Consider the following 20,896-nt stretch of genomic DNA (forward strand, 5'->3'; position numbering starts at 1 on the left):
GGTGGTTCTTTTGAGGTCATAAGGTTATCATTAGACAGAGCCATATTTGCAACTGAGATATTTTTAAGTTAGATCATCCTTATAATGTAATATTTTTAAAAAAAGAAGCTGTGGTTACTGCTAAACACCAGCCTAGTGAAAAGGCTGGTGTTTATAGAAGTTCGTATTCAGTCTTTTAGCTTTTGGCCTCTGCTATGTCGCAACAGTAAAAGTAATATTAGACTTAAAGTCGACCAAAGCGAACCTGCTGCGCTCTTACGACTATATTCCTGCTCATTTTCAGCACCACAATCACTAGGCGTACCATTAGCTATGGGTTTTAACTTAACCGCACGCGCTTGAAATTCAGTGCGTGGATTTCCATCATCATCGGTTAATACTTCACCAAAAGAGTTACGAAGTGGCACTTCGGTCACCGCTGTGGCCAAGATCTCATTGCTATTGTTGATACTAGTTGCATCAACCAGGGTAAAAGCGCTATCGCAATCTAGATAACTGTTCAAATCAACAAAACTATTATCCTGGATGTTAAATTTAAATGCGCGCTGTCTTTTAACTGAAGAAATCACCATCTCAGTTCTACCTACGATCATGCCCTGATCGTTGATCGAATTGGGCACTGTATTTGCGCTGATAAAAAAATCTTCCGGGAATACGATCTCATTGTTATGCATGTCAAAATAAAACATCTTGCTGCGCGGCTGACTTGAAATTATTTTTGTAGCAAACCCGGCAATAATGTTGTTATTGTTGATTGCATTAGCAGAGCTTGATAACCACTCTCTATTATCTTCTGGAAAGATTGCCTGTACGGCTCCATCCATAAAAATAGATGCCCTATTGCTTGAGTACATATCTTGGCGAGTGATGCGCTGATTCGTCCACCGGTCAAAGGATTCAGTGCTAATAATATCACTGGAGTCTGAGTAGGTAGAGACGCCCACAATGATGCCATTATTATTCACATCATAAGCCAAACTACTGTACTGTATAGTTGGTAACTCTGTTTCAGGGTGCGGCTCATTGCTCCCTTTATCACCTAGAAAACCTAGGATCTGAGGTTCTGCAAGGCTCAAATCATCGTTAACTTGCCATACCATAGCGCGGTTTATATAGCCACTATTGATACTATGGAAGTAGTGCAGACAGTTCTCTATCGGAGCTGAAAAGCCCTGGCAATTTTCATCCACGGCGGCTGCAAAATTCTCGTTGATATCAACACTGCCGATCCCAATAATTAGACCTTCGTCGTTGATCGCCTGAGCGGTACTTAAACCGCCACCGTAGTCAGAATAAACCGGTGTTAAAGTTAAACGCTGATCATCCACACGTACCACCCCCAAACGTTGAGCGCCAGATGGTTGCCATATCGAATGTTCCGTTGGCTCTGGCACATCATCGCCCTCTTCTACACTTTCGGGATCTGTCGTGCGGGTAAATTCTATATATTCAAAAGAGGGGGTGGTGAATCCAACCTGCATATTCAGGTTGTTTTGTCCTAATACAAGCTCATCACTGCCAATCTCAGTATCGGATGCCCGAAAACGAAGTAAACTTACACCTTGACCTTGCTCAATAAAAGCAGCTGTAGTGCTTACAGGCTGAAACTCATATCTACTAACAAGGTTACCAATCTGTGCTGCTAAAGCCTGATTTCTATTACGGTATTGCTCTGGCCAACCCAGCAAAAAAGAATACAAAACTCCATGGGTGGTTGCAGTCAACTCACCATTTTTTAACTCAGAGAGTTGCTCTTCTGTCAAAATGCTTTCAAATATTTCGTTATCAAAATCAATTTTACTGACATCGATATCGATATCGATATCGACAGAATAAAGCTGGCGACCATTAAGCACCGAAACACCTTGATCATTCACCGACGTAGCATAGGTTGCACGAGCATCGACAACCTCGCCTAAATCAACTACTTGATATACAGCAGCAGATGCAGAAAACACACTCAGAAACGGCACCATGGCCAGGCTGATGGGCGATAATTTCATTCAAAAACCCCTATAAAACTTTTGTTTGTTATGCTTCTAAAACTTCCCAACGCGCGTAGGCTTGCGCCAGCTTCGACTCGGTTTCTGCCAGTTGGTTCAATACCGGTTGGGTCTTGTCTGTTGGTTGTGCAAAAAAATCTGCATCATTGACCTGTTGCTGTAAAGCGGCAAGTTGCTGATCCAAGGTTTCAATCAGTGCTGGCAATTGCTCTAGCTCTCGCTGCTCTTTATACGACAACTTACGAGGCGTTGCAGTATCTGCACTTGATCCAGTTGCCGTTTTTTCTACCGCCGCTGATTTACTGTTCTCTGCAGGCGATTTTGTATCCTTTATCTGGTGCTGTTGCTGCCAGCGCAAGACATCATCATAACCACCAGTGATATCAACAATGGTACCATGACCTGCAAACAACAAACTACTGGTGACGGTATTATTGACAAACTCACGGTCATGGCTGACCAGAATAACGGTACCTTGATATTGTTGTAAAATATCTTCCAGTAACTCCAACGTTTCTACATCTAAATCGTTGGTTGGTTCATCCAGAATCAATAAATTGCTCGGCCGGGCAAATAAGCGTGCAAGCAACAGTCGATTTTTTTCACCGCCCGATAAAGCCCGGACTGGGGTACGGCTGCGTGCGGGTGGAAACAAGAAATCTTGTAAATAGCTCAGTACATGACGACTCTGCCCATTTTGCATCACTTCTTGCTTACCATCAGCCACATTATCCTGTACGGTGGCATCCAGATCGAGTGCTTGCCGGTGCTGGTCAAAATAAGCCACTTCCAGATTGGTACCACGCTTGATCTCACCTTGCTCTGGCGCCAAGTCACCAAGTAGCAGTTTAATTAATGTTGATTTACCAACGCCATTAGGGCCAATCAACGCCAAGCGATCCCCACGCATCACCAACAGATCCAGCTGTTGTACTAATGGCTCACTGCCAAAACTATGACTCAATTGCTTGGTTTCAAACACCAGTTTGCCGGAGCGATCCGCTTGCTCAATAGCAAACTCAACTTTACCCATGGTCTCTAGCCGGGCGGCTCGTTCTTTGCGAAGTGCTTTTAATGCGCGAACCCGCCCTTCATTACGCGTTCGGCGTGCTTTAATGCCCTGACGGATCCACACTTCTTCTTCCGCCAAGCGCTTGTCAAACAATGCATTATGCTGCTGTTCGTCTTCGAGCATCTTTTGCTTACGATCGAGGTATTGCTGGTAATTACCGGGGTGAGAGGTCAGTTGTCCACGATCTAAATCGATAATCCGCGTTGCTAATGCCCGAATAAAAGCCCTATCGTGCGAAATAAAAATAATCGCACCTTTAAATTCTTTTAAAAACTGCTCCAACCACTGAATAGCGGCTATGTCCAAATGGTTGGTTGGCTCGTCCAGTAATAAAATGTCAGGCTTCGCGACTAAGGCCCTGGCGAGTGCGGCTTTACGCAACCAACCACCAGATAACGAGGCCAAATCAGCATCCGGGTCCATGGAGAATTGTTGACACAATGCGGACACACGAGCCTCAAGTGCCCAGCCATCGCGGGTATCCAGCTCGGCTTGCAGTTGTTCAAATAAACGCATCTGGCTGGCATCATCTGCATCCAGCTGCTCAGACAGTGTATAAAACTGTTGCAGCTTATCAGCCAGATCGCCTGCGCCATCACGGATAAAGTCTGCTATTTTAGTTTGCATCTTTGCCGGTGGGTCTTGTTCCAATCGGCTTAAGATCACACCATTGGGTATAACTACCTGACCATCATCAAGACTTTGTTGGCCAGTAAGCACCTTGAGGAAGGTAGACTTGCCTGCGCCGTTGCGGCCAACCAAACACACACGCTCGCCACTGAACAAACTAAAATCAACCCGATCCATCACTGGATGGGTACCAAATGCCAGACTAGCTTGCTGAAATCGTAATACTTCCACTACTTAAGATCCTTTATTACACAGTGTTGCAACCACGCCTGCAATTGCTCTTGCCCAAACGGCCAATCAAGTGTTGCTTTTGAATTGATACAAGCGATCACTGGGATAAGCAACCGATACTGTTCAAATACATCAGGATGATCAACAATATCGATAACCTGAAAACGCCCTGCCATGCCCGCTTGCAGCAGCATTTGCTCCGCTTTTTCACACAGGTGACAGCCCCAGGTACTATACAACACAAACTCAGGAGTCATCGCGTTAGCTCAAAACACACGTGAATATGAGGGTTGCGTTTAAAATCTTCGGGCAAGGTAGCTGCTGATATGTCTTTTACCTGCCAACCAGTCGCTTGCAACGCTTCACTGTCAATTTTAAAACGCCGTTTGTTGTTGGAAAAAATGACCACTCCACCATCAGCCAAGCGGTATTTCAGCATATCCAACAATTTGACGTGATCACGTTGCACATCCCAGCTGTCCTGCATACGTTTAGAATTAGAAAACGTTGGAGGATCGACGAAAATCAGATCGTACTTGCCTTCACAACGAGCCAACCATTGCAAACAGTCGGCTTGTTCAAAATGATAGTGATGACCATGCAAGCCATTCAGCATAAAATTACGCTTGGCCCAGTCCAGATAGGTATTTGACATATCCACAGTTGTCACTGAGCTGGCACCACCAAGTGCCGCATGCACCGAAGCAGTACCAGTATATGCAAACAGATTCAGTACATCTTTGCCTTTGGCCAGCTGCTTAATGCGCTGTCTGGTCAAACGGTGATCGAGAAATAAGCCAGTATCGAGGTAGTCTCGCAAATTCACCCACAACCGGGCACCATACTCAGTCACTTCTTTGTACTGGCCTGCTTTTTCCAGCGCCTGATACTGTCGACTGCCTTTTTGACGCTCACGAACTTTCAGCACCATTTTATCAGGATCGATGTTAAGCACTTGTGGCACTTGATTGACTACATCAAATAAACGCTTCTGGGCGATAGCTTCATCCACACTGGCTGGCGGAGCATATTCATGCACCACCACCTCACCATCGTACCAATCGACCGCTACATTGTACTCAGGAATATCGGCATCGTAGAGTCGGTAGCAGCTGAGGCCCTCTTTCTTGACCCATTTCTGCAGTTGTTTACGATTCTTTAGTAAGCGATTACCGAAGGAGCTACTTTCACTGAAAAACAATGACGGTGCATCGGAGCGACTTTGTACTTGTTTTTCTGTCAGGTCGAATAGACTAAATTCACAATCCAATGGGCCATTACTGAATTGATAGCTTTTGCTGCGTGACAGTTTTAAAGCACGCAACAAGTCTTTATTCGAAGTAATAATGCCGAGTCGCCAACCTTGATAATGTTGTTTCAGTCCAACAGAAAAGTTGCTGTACAGTGGGATCAACTCAGGTAAATCCCCTAACCGTTCGCCATAAGGAGGGTTCGTGACAATCACGCCCGTGGTTTGCGTAACAGCAGCACTGAGCTTGGTTGCATCCGCTTGCTGGAAATCGATCAACTCATCAACGCCAGCATTACGAGCGTTATGTCGTGCTTTTTGCAGCACGGAGGCGTTTTTATCCAGCCCATAAAACTGAATACCGGTTAACTCCTGACGCTCCGCTTTAGCAGCCGTGATCAGTTCTTGCCATAACGCAGCCCGGTGACCCGGCCAGCCTTCAAAAGCAAAATGCTCACGTTGCAACCCAGGTGCCTGATGCGTTGCCATCAGTGCAGCTTCGATAAGTAAGGTACCACTACCGCAAAATGGGTCTAACAGTACCTGGCCTGGCGTCCAACCAGAACGCAACAACAAAGCGGCAGCTAAGTGTTCTTTCAGGGGGGCTTCGCCTTGTCCAAACCGGTAGCCGCGTTGATGCAGCGATGGACCTGAAAAGTCCTGTAAGAAATGAAAGGCTTTATTGCTGATCCGCACCTGAAAGCGAACATCTGGCTGTTGCCGATCAACGTTAGGTCGCTCGCCCTCAGCAGCACGAAACTGATCGACAATCGCATCTTTTACTCGCAAAGCACCATATTGGGTATTATCGATGGAGGGATGCTTACCGACACAATCGATAGCGATAGACTGACGAACCGACATGAGTTCAGTCCACGTTAGTTGATTAGCCACGGCGTAGAGATCGCTGTCATTATTCACCATCTCGGTATGCAGCAAACGCAAGATCCGTGTTGCTAACCGCGACCATAAACACAGTTGATAGGCAGTACGCAAATCGGCTTTAAAACGAACAACACCCATAGTGACTTTCACCACTTCGCCTTGATGTTGACGAATTTCCTCCGCCAACAATTCCTCGACGCCTTTCGATGTTAAAGCCCAAAATTCCAGCATATCCAGCAAGCCCTCAATAAAAATGGCCGTCAGTATAACAGATGCAGACAACGATGTTGCGAGCAGTTTGTTGTTCTTTGTCAGAGAAAAGAACACTTTTTATCTAAACTGCTGAATAAAGCGGCAAACAGTTGCCAACAAGTGATTTGTCGCTTGCGCACTTTATAAAACCCCCATATAATCCGCCCCGCAATGACGGACGCGGGATGGAGCAGCCTGGTAGCTCGTCGGGCTCATAACCCGAAGGTCGTCGGTTCAAATCCGGCTCCCGCAACCAAATTGATTGTGAACATGGATATAGTGAATCGCCCTCGGGCTCCTCTCTATATCCACGGGGCGAAGGTCTAAATCCGGCTCCCGCAACCAATTGTGACTTGTTTATACCAAAGGTCATTAATTAGCGTCTTGCAAATCAACCAATTATCTCTACTGCTCGGGGATAATTCACGGACGCGGGATGGAGCAGCCTGGTAGCTCGTCGGGCTCATAACCCGAAGGTCGTCGGTTCAAATCCGGCTCCCGCAACCAACATTAAGCCGACTATTTTCAGTCGGTTTTTTTGTATCTGAGATTCGAGAACCCTACGAACGTCGGTTCGCTCTTCATAAGCTCCGCGGGGGCTCCCCCAACCAACATTAAGCCGACTATCTTCAGTCGGTTTTTTTGTGGCTGAGATTCGGGAACCCTACGAACGTCGGTTCGCTCTTCATAAGCTCCGCGGGGGCTCCCGCAACCAACATCAAAGATAATTAACCAGCATTTAATGGCCAAAAGATAGGAATTAATGCCATGGTGATCAAGAACAACAAAAAGCTTAAGGGCCCCCCTGCTTTTAAATAGTCTATGAATCGGTAACCACCAGGACCCATCACTAAGGTATTAGCTGGGTGCGATACCGGACTGGTCAGGCTGGTTGCAGCAACAGCTACCACCATCATCACAGCCTGACCGTTGATCCCAAGCGCAGAGCTCAGCATTAAGCCTATCGGTGCCATAATTAGCACCAGCGCAACAATAGGAATGACCAGCGTACCTAAGGCTGTGATCCAATACAGGCAAGCCAGAACAACTAGTGGGCCGTATTGGCCTACCCCAGCTAACACGCCTTCTGCCAACCAGGCAGCAGTACCGGAGTGCTGCATTGCCAACCCCAGCGGCAACATGCCGGCAATAAGAAAAATAGAACGCCAATCGATAGCAGCGTAGGCTTGCTCCATTGTTAAACAGCGGGAGACAACCATCAGAGTAGCAGCGAGTATCGCTGCCAAATAAATCGGCAACACACCGCTTATGGTCAGTAGTACCATCAAGCCCATTAAGCCAGCCGCTAATGGCGCCTTGCTGGCATTAACTGGTTTCACTTGGATAGGGTTCATGACAATCAGGTCTTCACTCTGGTTTAGCATAGCAAGCTGAGGTTTTGGCCCAACAATCAGTAATGCATCACCGGGCTGAAGCAACAGGCTGCCCAGTCCAGAGCGATAAGCACGGCCCTCGCGCCAGATGGCGGCTACTTCTACCTTAAAGCGTTTATCTAACTGCAGATCGCTGACACTTTTGCCCAGGTATTTACTTCGGGGGTGAAGGGTCGCTTCAATTAATGCCAACTTCCCTTTGTTTAGTAAATCCAGATAGGGCGACATATCATCGAGCCGTTCCAACTGCTTAAAACCACGCAGAATATCCAGATCTTCCTCACGCCCTTGGATCAACAGTAAATCTCCAGCTTGAAGTCTATCATCAGAGTGAAACTGTTGAATAATTTCCCCCTGCCGAAACACGCCCAGCAACCTGAAATCAAATGCATCACCCAACCGGTTGTCGGCAAAACTACTATCAACCAAAGGACTATCGACCGGTAGCTTCAATACAAACAAACGCTCTTCCAGATGGTACTGTTTTTTTACCTCATCACTACTCAGTGAGAACACTGACAGAAAATCGGGCTGTTGTTCAACGGTAGCAAGCGTACTTTGGCTCCCTTGAACCAATATTTTATCACCTTGTACCAAAGTAATATGATTCAGCTTATTGCTGTATGTCTGGCCACCATGTTTCACGGCCAATACATTAAGCTGATAGCGCTCCCGAAATTGATGATGAACAATCGTTTCCCCAATTAATGGACTATCGGCAGCAAGTTCTAATTCAGCAAAAGCACTCGAAGCTAATAGCTTTTCATGCAATATCGGGGCTTCACGCACGATATCCAAAGAGTTCCAGCTTCGCAGACGTTCAAAACGGTTAAACTTACCCTGAGCTAATATAACATCGCCTGCCTGCAAAACCGTGTGGCGTGATGGTAGAGTAAAAGTTTCTTTTCCTCGGGTAAGAGCGACAATCATCAGGCCAACGGTATTGATTAGCCCTGAATCTTCTAAAGTACGCCCGGCTAGTAACGAAGAGTTCGGTAAACGAAGCGCAAAAATCCGCTCCTGCAGGCCATATTGATCGCTCAGACTCCGGCTGCCTTGCAAACCAATTCGTTCTGGATCCGTAGAGGGCAATAGATGGCGACCAAAAAAAGCCATAAAAAGTGTGCCCATGATTAACAGTGGCAAGCCAATTAAAGCAAAATCAAAAAACTGAAACCCAGGCTGACTTTTACCTTCGAGCGCCAAACTGACCAATAAGTTAGGTGGTGTGCCAATTAAGGTCAGTAAACCTCCGAGCATGGCACCAAAGGCCATAGGCATCAACACCTTGGCCGGTGGAATGCCACAGCGTCGTGCTGCGTCTACCGTGACAGGTAACAATAAAGCAACCACACCTATATTGCTCATAAAAGCTGACAATAAGCCGGATACCAGCATAATCACGATGATCATCTGGCTTTCGCTGCTGCCGGATAGACGTATGACCTGACGACCAATACCATCGGCAATACCGGCCCGAGTCAGGCCTTCACTCATGATAAACATAGCCCAGACGGTTAGCACTGCAGGGTTGCTAAAGCCGCTGACCGCTTCACTCGGTGATACCAACCCCAGTAACGCCAAGGCGCAGAGCATCAACAAAGCGACCACATCCATCCGTAACCACTCGGTCACAAAGAGTATCAGGGCGCTTAGTAGTAATAATAAAACCAACACAATGTCTAGAGTCATAGAGGCTTCTTTGCCTTAGTACGGTTGAGTTGTTACAAGTTACATAGTAGATGATATATCACTATTTCCAATGTTATAGCAAAGTCTGAGGCACCGCGTCAGGACTAAAAGTATCGTGTTGGGCAAAGTCTGATTGGTACTGTGGAGAGGAACCATCAAGGTAATTTAAGGTGGGTGATTGCTACCAGAGGTAAGATGACCGGTGTGGGATCATCCGGGAGGGCAGCAGCAATCACCCAAAACGACTTGATCTAGCCGCGCAGCAGGATTCTGCGCGGCGTTACTGGATAGCTTTATCAGAACACTGCACGCACGCTCAGTGCATAACGACGATCTGTGGTGAAGCTCAACGCATCCGTTCTTTCGCCTTCCTGGTTCATCTGATACTGAGTCTTGGTTTCAGCCTTTAGCAAGTTACTGCCTTCAATACCGATTTTCCAATTATCATTAATGCTGTAATACAAGCTAGCATCCATCATGCCCGACGCCTTGGCAAAGGCAGGTACGTACTCTTCAGATTCACGCAGGGTCAACAGGTACTCGGAGCGCCATGTATAAGCCAAACGAAATGACACATCATTGTATTCGTACATACCAACGATGTTCATGTTTTGGTCTGAATACCCTTGCAATGGCAGGCCACTGAAAACACGGAACGTATTACGGTTATCAGAGATGCGATTACCAGCCTCATCAAAGCCCAAAGTTCCTTGTGAAATCTCATTCGGGTCTTCCAGACCACTTTGATCGATATAGGTAAAGTTAAACTGTAAACCTAAACCACTCCACGCGCCTGGCAACATGTCATAGAATTGCGAGTAAGAAAACTCAACCCCACGAATGCTACCAGAACCTGTGTTTGCTGGGCCATAAGCCGAAACGTTGTAAGTCTCTCCACTGTACTCAATATCAAGTTCAAACGACCGATTACGGATGATGTTATCCAAGCGTTTGTGGAATACTCCTACCGCTAAAAAACCAGCCGGCGCAAAGTACCATTCGGTTGTCAGATCGATATTAATAGACTCTTCCGGCTCCAGATAAGGATTGCCAGCTAATCCGGTCACGGCTATATCATCAAGACCAACCACAGGGTTTGTCTCTTCATCATAATCAGCCCCCGGAGTTTGCAGACGGCGGGTATAGTCTAAATCTAACAAGCTGATATTGCGTGCATCGACCAAGCTTGGGTAGTACAACCCTTTGGAGGCGGCAAAACGCACCACTACCTCATCGGTAACCCCAAAGTTCAAGTTCAGGCTTGGTAAAATGGTGCTGTAATCCGTCCCTTTAACCGTACTCAGTTGCGACTCACCAGACGCAAGATCGAAGTAGCGCTGATACTCAGGCTGTTGCATTACATTGTATAGTGAAGTCCCCGGATCACCGCGATTGCTCGCTAATGGCTGGACAAAGGCACCGGTCGATTCCAATTTATAATTGACATAGCGCAAACCGATGTTCCCTTTCACAGGAATTGCAGCGTCAATCACATCAAAATCACCGCGCACATAAAGCTCGGTTCGTTTTTCATTGGAAGAACTAATGTTATGCGCAGCAAATGGCCCTTCAACACGGCCCGGTTTATCGGTATAAGGGACGTAAACACCGGTACAAACTCCATCGTTAGCCGCGCTGCTTGTAGCATTATGCCACCCATCACGACAGCCTTGACGCAGCGATTCAGCGTAGTTTCGCACCAGATCCATTCTTGGGAATAAAAAGTTATTCACATCGCCCAAAAGAACCTTGCCATTGTAGTAATCTGAAAAATCAACACGCTCAAACAATTCAGGTCGATTCACCGCAGCCGCCGCATTACGATCATTCATATCCCAAGGCGTCCCGATAGCAGACCAACCTTCATAAGCAGTATCACGAACCGTTAAATCTTTGTCGGTAAAGTAAAACCCTGTCTTAATGCCTGTGAAAACACCATCAAGCTCATAAGTAAGGTCGAACTTAATGCTATTGGCCTTGGCGGTATTGTGCTCTTCTTGTTCCATACCGCTGCCTAAAAACACATTTGGCACCGGGCCATTCCAATCTTCATTGGGGGAAAACCCCGCAGTCAAGATGTTATCGCTTAGAAATTCGACCGTAGGCCGCGAACCACGCATATCAAGGAAATATGGTGATACCACATGCACATGATTGCCACGCGTCTGACCTGACATACTGTAGTTATGCACCACTTTGTCCGAATCAATTCGCTGAAAATCAAATGCCAGTGTTAAACGATCGGTTGGCCGATAAACCACGTTAAGTGAGGTATCTTCAACGGTATTTTCGTTGTAGTTCCAACGGCTGCGATAAAAGAATGGTGTTTCAGGGCTCACTCCAAGAGCAACCCCTGAAGTGACAAAGCCATTGTCTGTGGTCAAAGGATAACCATCGGCTGCATCGTCCCGCCAATTTTGCGATGATCCCATAAAGCTTCTGAAACCTTGAGCTGCCTGACCAATTTGACGTTCATTCCACTCTAAAGAGGCTCTGGAATTAATGTGTTCTAAGGTTGCAACCAGCGTATCGTCGGTATTAGCCCACTGCAACGAAGTAGTGAAACCAGTGCGTTTACGATCATTGTCTGCCGTACTCATATGGATAGCAACGGGCACATGCCAAATGCTACCAGCCGGCTGCCCCGGAAGTGCCGGGCCATCGACCGGTGAGTCAGGGTCAACTCCCGTAATACCGCCCCACTCATCTAAAGTAGGTATGAATGCATCACCACGTGAATGAAAGTTGCCTAAACCGATACCATCACCACGTGTTTTAAATTCTGAATGAGAGCCTGAAATCAAAAAACCAAATCGACCGGCATTGGTCTCCCAGCTATCTGAGAACAGCGCTGAAAAAGAAGGGGTCACTTCTTTACGAAAATCACCATAATTGGCTTTAGCATTAAAAGAGAACAAGCGATCTTGAGAGTCAAATGGCTTGCGAGTGATCAAGTTGACGGTGCCAGCAATACCACCTGAAATCAGATCTGCGGTCTGGTTTTTAACCACCTCTACGGCACCTAATAACTCGGCGGGGAAATCCTCATAGCTCAGTCCCCCCCATGGATTTGCACTAAAGGCTCCACGGCCGTTCACTTCGGAGCGAACACGATCTAAACCACGGACCAAGACGCCAGTACCTTCATCGGCATAATGTTTAGGGTCATCGGAGGAAGCAAAGCGTTCAATGGTAACTCCCGGAACCCTTTGTAAGGCTTCGGTCACCGATCTGTCAGGTAAGGCACCAATGTCGGATGCGGTTATTAAGTCTTTGACAGTATCGGCAAAACGCTTCTGATTCTGCGCACTAAGGATACTATCGCGCATGCCCCTAACCTCAAGAACTTCTACTGGTTCATCATTACTTTCCAAAATGACATCGCTGTCATTATCAGCTAAAGCAAAGGCTGGGTTAATGCCAATAATCGCTGCAGCAACCGCTAACGTTAACTTGTTACTATTAAATTTTGTTCCAGGCATGGCGTTACTCTCTTCTCTTTATATTATAGTTGTATACATCGAGTACAGACCGGCGCTGGTCTTTTCGATGTTATGTACTGATAGCGTTGATCAGCCAAGCTCGGCCACTGCTTCACCCCAAGCTCATTGTTACTTTGTACCAACCGGAGCAAAAAGTAAACAGTTATTTTGCCAAATAAGTGATATTCTGCTTTTGTTTATTTGTTTTTGCTTGACTTACAAATCATTAGAATGTTACCAAGTAACAATTAAAGGTGACTAAAACGACAGTAAGGTTTAGCTATGTTTCGATCTGTTGTACAGAGCAGTTTTATTCTCTTGTGTTTGTGTTGTGCTCCGGCAGCGCTATCTACCAGTAGCCCCGACCATCGACTCATGCCCTACCCTCAACAACTGGAGTTTCATCAGCAAGCGGCCTTTAGTGTCTCTGATCACATTGCGATAGAGCTACCTAAAGAAGATGCTCTGCTATCGGCGGCCATCAAACGATTTCTTCAGCGGCTCCACCGCCAAACCGATATTCAACTAGAGCAGGATCAACAGGCAACCGTTAAGTTCGAGCTGAAACTGGCCAACGCAAAAACGACATATAGCCCTAAACTACATGATGATGAATCCTATCAGCTCACAATCAGTGAAGAACGAATCGTTTTAAAGGCAGAAAATTATGCAGGCGTATTTCATGGTTTGGAAACCTTACTCCAACTCGCGGAGCACGATGAAGGCATGATCAGCTTCCCAGCCGTCACTATCAACGATTTTCCGCGCTTTCCGTGGCGGGGCTTACTGTTGGATCCTGCCCGTCATTTTTTACCCGTCGACACCATCAAGCGACAAATTGATGGCATGGCTGCGATGAAGTTAAATGTGTTGCACTGGCACCTGACCGATGATCAAGGCTGGCGTATTGAGTCTAAGCGCTTTCCACAGCTGCACCAAGTGGGTGGGCAAGATGGCTATTACCGCCAGCAAGATATACGCGATATTGTGCAGTATGCTAAGGAGCGCGGCATACGAGTGGTTCCTGAAATTGATCTTCCCGGGCATACCACCGCACTAGGTGCCGCTTACCCGGAGTTGATGGCCATGCCGGGGCCAGATAAGCCTGAAATTCATTGGGGAGTTCACCCTGCGGCATTGGATCCATCAAATGAACAGGTCTATGTTTTTATTGAGCAGCTACTGGAGGAGGTTACTGAATTATTTCCAGATCGCTATATTCATATTGGTGGCGATGAAGTCTTACCTGACCATTGGCATGCCAATCAATCTATTCAACAGTTTATGCGACAACATCAACTCGATGATCATGTCGCTTTACATGATTATTTTAACCAGCGACTCCTGGCAATTATTACCGGGTTCGATCGCATGATGATCGGCTGGGATGAAGTTCTGACGCCTGAGCTACCTGACTCCGTGCTGGTACAGTCGTGGCGTGGCATGGACTCAATGGCACAAGCCGCTCAACAAGGGCATGGGGCAATTTTATCAACCGGGTTTTATCTTGATCAGCCCCAAGCTGCATCGTATCACTATCGAGTCGATCCTCTGCCACAGGCCTCACCACCACTCCCTGATGATCTGCTGGCATGGTCCAGCTGGACATTAGCCGCAGAAAGAAAGCGCGGATCGCCCATCGAAGCTGAGTTGTTTCTGCTGTACCTTCCAGATCATACCATTAAAGGCTATATAGACTTTGCAGGCCGAAGTCGTATCCCGCTGAATCAACTCGAACTGGAGGCCAATCGACTTCGTTTCCACGTAGATAGTTGGATGGGACCTATAGCCGCAGAATTATTGCTAGGTAAAGAACTAACCGGACAGCTGATCGTCGGAAATGCGCCATACGCCGCATCAGGCCAACAACAATTTTTCTATGAGCAAAATAAAGCGGTGCCCAAAGGGGTATCCCGGCCAGAGCTGTCCAATACACAGCAACAGCATATTCTTGGTGGCGAAATTGCCCTCTGGGGGGAAATGGTCACTCAAGACTTGATTGATCGCCGTTTATGGCCACAAGCGGCAGTAGTCGCCGAACGCTTATGGTCAGCCGCAACCATGACTGATGAAGATTTTATGTACCAACGGCTGGAGCACATCGAGCAATGGCTTGCTTACTCGGTGGATATGCAGCACTTTGCCCAACAGCAAAAAGGCTTCGCTAGTCTGGTGAAGGAACAGGGCATCAGCGCGTTACAGCAATTTGTTCTCGCGTTGGAACCCGCGCACTACTACCATCGTTTGCATGAAAAATCAGTGCTTGATCAGTATCATAATCAGGCTCCCCTGGATCGGTTAGTCGATTTCTTACCCGCTGAGCAGCATGAGTTTCGTCGTTTAGAACAATTGACACAACAATGGTTAAACTCACCACAGCAAACGGATATTAGTCCACTAAAAAGACAGTTCGCGACATGGCAGCAAGCGCCAGAGCAACTCACGCCTTGGCTAAAACAGAATGCAGCAGCACAAGAGCTTCCACCACTTATTTCAAAGGTGAGTGAGCTTGCCACCATCGGTTTACGGCTAGTAGATAGCAGCCAACCGCTGACACTGCAGGAGCGCCAGCAGCTCACGGCAACAGTACAGCAAACAGATGGCATTCATGCTGAATTGGTCATTGCTCTACAGCGCCTCATCACTCAGTTGCTGCAAGGAATACCCGTCAGTTCAGTATGGGTTGATGGCGGCTTCACCTCCGGTATTGAAGGCCCGGCCTTCGGCCCAGATGGCTTCTTGTATCTGGTTAACTACCAGCAGGATGGCACCATAGGTCGCGTTAGTCCAGATGGCGCGGCAGAGCTATTTATCACACTACCGGAAGGGCGTATTGGCAACGGTATTCAGTTTCGCAAAGATGGTCTCATGATGATCGCCGACTACACCGGACACGCTATCCTAAGCTACGATGTCACCACAAAATCGCTTGATGTCTATGCACACAACTCCGCCATGCATCAACCCAATGATCTCACCATTAGTCGAAGTGGAGTTATTTTTGCCAGTGACCCTGACTGGTCTCATAGCAATGGCCAGTTATGGCGAATAGATCATGATGGCAGCACACACTTGATCGAATCCAACATCGGCACCAGCAATGGCATTGAAATAATGCCCGATCAACAAAGGCTGCTGGTCAATGAAAGTGTACAGCGGCGGATTTGGCAATACCCTATCAACAGCAAATACAACCTGGGAGAAAGAGCACTAATTGCCGCCTTTTCCAGCGAAGGATTGGATGGTATGCGTGCCAGTACCCGGGGCGACATAGCAGTAACGCGTTACGGGAAAGGTACCGTGTTACTGCTTGATCACTATGGCCAAATTCAGTATGAAATCCCCCTGCAGCATCAAGCACCAACCAACGTGGCTTTTCAGTATAAGAATCAACAACCAATCGCCCTCGTCATCACTATGCAAGATTGCGGCTGTATTGAGCGCGTTGAGCTACCGAACCACCAGCCTTAACAAGGCTGATTGTGTTACTAGTAGAGTTTGGATGTTAACTCGCCACCTGCTCAGTCTGATGAGGGTTATCGACAATAGGCCAAATTGGACGCTTTAGCTTCTTGTATTGATTTAAACATGGGTTGCTTGGATACGGCGCTTCAGCATCGATATAGATAATAGCGCTGGCTACCTTAGAAAACCCCTGATAAAAATGATTGGTCGATTTGACAACGAGCCCATGCCGTAGTGCCGGGTCAATCCCCATAACCTGAAACAAACTTGGGTCAAACGACTGGCAGCGGTTGCTATTAAGGATCACATCAATGCCGTCAAAGTGGATCCATGCACAAGCTCCCATGGGGACATCACTACCACCAAAACGTTGAAAAGCAGTTTCTTTTAACGCCTTCACCACGACGACTTTATCAACCGGGTCACCTGCCGTGGCACAGCTTTTGCCGCCAAATCGTAATGGGATCTCAGCCCCTTCACCAGCAGCAAAGCACAATTGTACCGCCATAGGGTCCCAGATTGTGCCAAAAGCAACCTGAGTTACTTTGCTACGAATCACCTCATGCAACAATAAAGTACCATCGCCCGCAACCCCACCCCCAGGATTATCCCAAACATCAGCTAGCACCACAGGGCCTTTCCTGCTAGCGCATAACTCGGCCACCCCCTGCTGTACCGACAGCATCTCCGGCATGGTTTTGCCGCGAAATGAAAATAACTCCTCACCCAACTGCCGAGCTAACCGCTCTCCCAGCTCAGCATGGTTATCGGTGATCACTAAAATCTGACAGCCCATTTCCGGAACGTCACCCGCCATAAAGCCATGAATAACAGAAATAGACAATACATCAGGCAATAACTCCAATTGTCTGACTTTATGAATAAAGGATTTCATCGGCTCAGTGCTCGTCGGCAATACCGCGATCATTTTGCAGTCAAAATGACTAATGCATGGCTTCACCTTTTGCTGCACAGCGGCAATAGCTATATCAACCAACTCACGAGCTCGATCCATAAAATCAATGTGGGGGAATTCCTTAAATGCGATCAGTACATTAGCAGCTGCCATGCGCTTTTGGGTCAAGTGGCTGTGTGGGTCCAGCTCAGCAGCAATGACTACCTTGTCACCAACTATCTGACGGATACGGTGAAGTAAATCACCTTCACAGTCATCATAGCCCTGTGCAACCATCGCACCATGCAAGCCAAGGATCACTGCATCAACCGGCAGTGCCTGCTGCAACTGCTGTAATAATTCATCTCGCAAATATTCATAGGTCTGGCGATTCAACAGCCCACCCGGCTCCGCCCAGCTGCAACTTCCTTCTATCAACTCGAAGTCATATTGCACAGCCTTTTCACGGCAAGCAATTAAAGGAGCACTGCATAAAGTTGGTGTATCCGGGTGCTCACCAGGCTTGGCATAAAAGCTGGATCGGAAACTATTCATATCGGTAAACATGGGGGAAAAGGTATTGGTTTCAGTGGCTAAAGAAGCCGTAAAAATCCGCATCATGAATCAAGTTCTCCACGCCCTTCAGCCTTGCTGTCAGGCTGATTGGGTATTGATAGATTGGTGGCTGAATGAGGGGGGCCAGAGGGTGATGCCACCAAGTGCTTAACTGAGTGCATAAGTTGTTGACGCTCAGTTTTAATTCGCCTTAATGCCGTAAGGGTAGATACGGCCTCTGCTTTGGTGATCAGGCTGACCAGTACCCCCATAGCAATGGCGACGGATAAAGCCGGTATGCTCGGGTTACCCCAATACACCAACCAAGCTGGGGTGAGCAAAATAACCAGCGAAGTTAACATCGCACTGAGCAATGCAGCCAGCGCGCCACAGGCATTGAAACGCGGCCAAAACCGGCCTAATAACGCCGTAGCACAAAGTCCGGACATCACAGTAGCGATTAAGCTGGTGATGTAATGAATTAAATCATCAGATAACAACGCCATACTCAAAGCCAGAGCGGCTATGGCCACTAAGGCACAGCGTGCCAACAAAATAATTCTGTTCTGGCTTAAGCCAGTAGGATGCAGCTGTTGAACCAGATCACGTATAAAAATCGTGACCGCAGCCATTGCATCAGAACTGGCCGATGTCAGCGTTGCCGATACGCCTGCTATCAAGACCACCAACGCTAGCAATGCCGGCAGCGCCGTCACCGCCATGGTCGCAAAAGCAAACTGGTGATTGGCAAGTTCAGGCTCTGAAATTCGAGCAGCAATACCAATAATGGCGGGTAAGGCGGCAAATGCCAGATACAGCAAACCAGCGATAACAAATGACCGCCGTACCGTGGACACGCTTTTTCCTGAGTAGATGCGCTGGCGGAATGAAGGCGTAGCCATCACACCAATCGCAATGACCGCGGCCAATGAAAGCGCAGGGATTACACCAATGTGAGTTAATGCTTGCCAGCCCTGGTGTTCCGCTGGTACTTGCTCCATCAGCATCACGGCACCTCCAGATTGCTGCATAATGACCATTGCCATCATCACAAAACCAGCAAAAAGCACGATTGCCATCAAAGAATCCGTCCAGACCACTGCGGTGTAGCCACCAATGACGATATAGGTAGTAAATGCCACAGCAATCATGATTTTAGCTGAGTCTAAATCCATACCGGTTGCCCAACTGAGATACAAAGCCCCGCCAATAAGATGCGCGCCTAACCAACCTAGTGATGCTATAAAGATAAGCACTGCGCTGGTAAAGCGAATGATTGAATTCGCGCCAACATAAAATGACAGCTCTTCGCTCATGGTCATAAAGCCATATCGTCGTACTGGGGCAAATAGCCAAGCCGTCAATAAGATCCCCGCTGCGCCACCGACACCATACAACATACCAGCCCAGCTGTTGGTGTAAGCGTATCCGACGGCCCCCATGCTGGTGCCGGTTCCAATCATGGTGGCTACCGTGGTACCCAAGGTTAAAGGCGCAGAAACAGAGCGACCAGCCAACAAAAAATCATCGCCGCTTTTCTGGCGCTTTGCCAGCCAGCTGCTTAAGACAATAAGCGCCAACAAATAAACACCAAATGCGCTGAAAAACAGAGTTGTCGTCATACCCTCCCCCTGAGTCCAGGCCACCACAGCACTGAAAATGACATCGCTGTCATTTGTGTTCAATCCGATCAGCGCTGTAGCACGTTAAATCAACCTCAACTTTGCAATCCACCACTAAATCAGCAACAGCGCAAATTCGAGCTGGCGGAGCTGAAGCAAAAAACTCGGCGAAGACTCGGTTAAACGAGGCAAAATAACGAGCATCGGTCAGATACACTTTTACATGCACAATATCTTCTAGAGCAAAATGCGCTTCCTGCATGATATCAATGCAGTTCTGCAAAGCCAGCCTTGACTGCTCAACAATTCCGCCTTCCACGATTTCACCATCGCGCATCGGGGTTTGGCCCGAGACATACAGCCAACCACCTGCCGCAACGGCCTTCGAAAATGGCAACTGCTGACCACCGGTTCCGGTGTTACTACTCACCCCATATCGCTGAATACTCATCATTATTCTCCGCTTAATCCCCTAACGGTTGACGCTCATCACCACCTCGGTGGCTATCGAGCGATAATTTAACGCGCCGTAATTTATCTCGAGAGCGTCGCTTATTCATTTTTGCTACTTCGGTGGCTAACACATCAATAATTGCCAGCATGGCATAACGTGAGGCTGATGGTTTAAAGATATAGTCCGTTTCAGGAGCTAATACCGGTAGTAGTAAGTCAGCATGCTCTGCCAGTGGCGAATCAGGCTTGGTAATGGCAATCACTCTGGCATCGTATTGCCTGGCAATCGCTGCTGCATCAATGATTTCAGGCGTATGTCCAGTCAGTGAAATCACCACCACCACATCATTAGGCTCCACAGAAGCGGCAACCATCCGGCACAATAAACCGTCTTGATAGCTGCTAATGGGCAAGCCAAACCGGAAAAGACGGTTTTGCAGCTCCAGAGAACCGATGGAAGACCCTCCCCCCATGCCAAGACAAAGCGTCATTCTTGATTGAGTTAACCAACTAACCGCCAGGTTAACATCGGCTTCTTTTAACAGTTTTCGGCTACTATCTAAGGTGTTTTTTATCGCTTCATAGACGCCATGAATACCATCAAGATCGGGCGTTTCTTCGATAAACCGTTGCCCAACCGCCAGAGACTGTGCGAGCTTCACCTTAAGTTGGCGAACATCCCTGCAATCGACACTGCGTGCAAAGCGTGTCACCGTCGCCTGACTCACACCAGCATTCTTTGCTAATTGCGCAATATTCGATTCTGTCGCCATTTTTACGTTATTTAAGATCAGCTGTGCGACACGCTGCTCCGACTCACTCATCTCAACAAACCGCTCTGAAATGCGTGATAAAATATCAATCTCAAAAGTCATAAATGAAGCTCTTTATAGAAGCAATATATAAAAACCAATAATTACTGGAAACTATGGATGATACTTTGTACCATGATGAGATAAAAGTAAACAGCAAATTCAGATTTTGCTATCCACCAGTCGAGTAGAGTGCTGGTGTAG

At 47.4% G+C, this 20,896-nt stretch carries 11 protein-coding genes and 2 tRNA genes; 3 read left to right on the top strand and 10 right to left on the bottom strand.

The genetic code is table 11. The features are described from left to right. Nucleotides 1-167: 167 nt before the first annotated feature. Genes Q3O60_RS03470 through rlmKL form a run of 4 tightly spaced genes read right to left on the bottom strand, consistent with a single transcriptional unit; the run spans nt 168 to nt 6,301 of the window. Nucleotides 168-2,003 (bottom strand): DUF3466 family protein, encoded by a 1,836-nt coding sequence (locus Q3O60_RS03470; RefSeq protein ID WP_305892520.1) that lies wholly within the window; start codon nt 2,001-2,003, stop codon nt 168-170. A gap of 28 nt (nt 2,004-2,031) precedes the next feature. Further along, nucleotides 2,032-3,936 carry an ATP-binding cassette ATPase Uup gene (gene uup / locus Q3O60_RS03475; RefSeq protein WP_305892521.1) on the bottom strand — a complete coding sequence of 635 codons (1,905 nt, stop codon included), beginning with the start codon at nt 3,934-3,936 and terminating at the stop codon, nt 2,032-2,034. Then, nucleotides 3,936-4,193 carry a glutaredoxin family protein gene (locus Q3O60_RS03480; RefSeq protein WP_305892522.1) on the bottom strand — a complete coding sequence of 86 codons (258 nt, stop codon included), beginning with the start codon at nt 4,191-4,193 and terminating at the stop codon, nt 3,936-3,938. The genes uup and Q3O60_RS03480 overlap by 1 nt, the downstream gene beginning before the upstream one ends. After that, a complete protein-coding gene (gene rlmKL / locus Q3O60_RS03485; RefSeq protein WP_305892644.1) occupies nt 4,190-6,301 on the bottom strand; it encodes a bifunctional 23S rRNA (guanine(2069)-N(7))-methyltransferase RlmK/23S rRNA (guanine(2445)-N(2))-methyltransferase RlmL in 2,112 nt (703 codons plus the stop codon). Before rlmKL ends, Q3O60_RS03480 begins: the two co-directional genes overlap by 4 nt. A gap of 200 nt (nt 6,302-6,501) precedes the next feature. Between rlmKL and Q3O60_RS03490 the strand changes: the two genes are divergently transcribed. Beyond that, a tRNA-Met gene (locus Q3O60_RS03490) sits at nt 6,502-6,578 on the top strand. Nucleotides 6,579-6,752: 174 nt separating this feature from the next. Continuing rightward, nucleotides 6,753-6,829 (top strand) — tRNA-Met (locus tag Q3O60_RS03495). 221 nt (nt 6,830-7,050) lie between these two features. On the opposite strand, the gene Q3O60_RS03500 is transcribed toward Q3O60_RS03495, so the two are convergent. Both Q3O60_RS03500 and Q3O60_RS03505 read right to left on the bottom strand, forming a co-directional pair. Continuing rightward, nucleotides 7,051-9,408: an SLC13 family permease gene (locus Q3O60_RS03500; RefSeq protein WP_305892523.1), complete on the bottom strand. Its 2,358-nt coding sequence runs from the start codon at nt 9,406-9,408 to the stop codon at nt 7,051-7,053. 296 nt (nt 9,409-9,704) lie between these two features. Beyond that, nucleotides 9,705-12,890: a TonB-dependent receptor gene (locus tag Q3O60_RS03505; protein WP_305892524.1), complete on the bottom strand. Its 3,186-nt coding sequence runs from the start codon at nt 12,888-12,890 to the stop codon at nt 9,705-9,707. 282 nt (nt 12,891-13,172) lie between these two features. Here Q3O60_RS03505 and Q3O60_RS03510 point away from each other — a divergent pair, with 282 nt between their 5' ends. After that, on the top strand, nt 13,173-16,361 hold the full coding sequence (locus Q3O60_RS03510; RefSeq protein WP_305892525.1) for a family 20 glycosylhydrolase: 3,189 nt from the start codon (nt 13,173-13,175) through the stop codon (nt 16,359-16,361). A 34-nt stretch (nt 16,362-16,395) separates the two neighbouring features. On the opposite strand, the gene Q3O60_RS03515 is transcribed toward Q3O60_RS03510, so the two are convergent. From Q3O60_RS03515 to Q3O60_RS03530, 4 genes are read right to left on the bottom strand one after another with little or no spacing between them, the layout of a single operon-like run. Then, nucleotides 16,396-17,868, bottom strand: a complete 1,473-nt coding sequence (locus Q3O60_RS03515; RefSeq protein WP_305892645.1) for a M81 family metallopeptidase — start codon at nt 17,866-17,868, stop codon at nt 16,396-16,398. Continuing rightward, nucleotides 17,868-19,427, bottom strand: coding sequence for a sodium:solute symporter family protein (locus Q3O60_RS03520; RefSeq protein ID WP_305892526.1), 1,560 nt, complete (start codon nt 19,425-19,427; stop codon nt 17,868-17,870). The genes Q3O60_RS03515 and Q3O60_RS03520 overlap by 1 nt, the downstream gene beginning before the upstream one ends. Before the next feature lie 49 nt (nt 19,428-19,476). Beyond that, the gene (locus tag Q3O60_RS03525; RefSeq protein ID WP_305892527.1) at nt 19,477-19,878 is read right to left on the bottom strand and encodes a RidA family protein; all 402 of its coding nucleotides are present in this window, start codon (nt 19,876-19,878) and stop codon (nt 19,477-19,479) included. Between the two features lie 13 nt (nt 19,879-19,891). Next, on the bottom strand, nt 19,892-20,755 hold the full coding sequence (locus tag Q3O60_RS03530; RefSeq protein ID WP_305892528.1) for an SIS domain-containing protein: 864 nt from the start codon (nt 20,753-20,755) through the stop codon (nt 19,892-19,894). Nucleotides 20,756-20,896: the final 141 nt, after the last annotated feature.

It is taken from the genome of Alkalimonas collagenimarina (assembly GCF_030717845.1).
In the GTDB taxonomy this organism is placed as follows: Bacteria; Pseudomonadota; Gammaproteobacteria; order Enterobacterales; family Alteromonadaceae; genus Alkalimonas; species Alkalimonas collagenimarina.

Excerpts from the sequence above, each read along its gene's own strand:
- Q3O60_RS03470 (WP_305892520.1), bottom strand. The coding sequence starts at position 2,003 with ATGAAATTATCGCCCATCAGCCTGGCCATGGTGCCGTTTCTGAGTGTG.
- Q3O60_RS03480 (WP_305892522.1), bottom strand. The coding sequence starts at position 4,193 with ATGACTCCTGAGTTTGTGTTGTATAGTACCTGGGGCTGTCACCTGTGT.
- rlmKL (WP_305892644.1), bottom strand. The coding sequence starts at position 6,301 with ATGCTGGAATTTTGGGCTTTAACATCGAAAGGCGTCGAGGAATTGTTG.
- Q3O60_RS03500 (WP_305892523.1), bottom strand. The coding sequence starts at position 9,408 with ATGACTCTAGACATTGTGTTGGTTTTATTATTACTACTAAGCGCCCTG.
- Q3O60_RS03505 (WP_305892524.1), bottom strand. The coding sequence starts at position 12,890 with ATGCCTGGAACAAAATTTAATAGTAACAAGTTAACGTTAGCGGTTGCT.
- Q3O60_RS03510 (WP_305892525.1), top strand. The coding sequence starts at position 13,173 with ATGTTTCGATCTGTTGTACAGAGCAGTTTTATTCTCTTGTGTTTGTGT.
- Q3O60_RS03515 (WP_305892645.1), bottom strand. The coding sequence starts at position 17,868 with ATGCGGATTTTTACGGCTTCTTTAGCCACTGAAACCAATACCTTTTCC.
- Q3O60_RS03520 (WP_305892526.1), bottom strand. The coding sequence starts at position 19,427 with ATGACGACAACTCTGTTTTTCAGCGCATTTGGTGTTTATTTGTTGGCG.
- Q3O60_RS03525 (WP_305892527.1), bottom strand. The coding sequence starts at position 19,878 with ATGAGTATTCAGCGATATGGGGTGAGTAGTAACACCGGAACCGGTGGT.
- Q3O60_RS03530 (WP_305892528.1), bottom strand. The coding sequence starts at position 20,755 with ATGACTTTTGAGATTGATATTTTATCACGCATTTCAGAGCGGTTTGTT.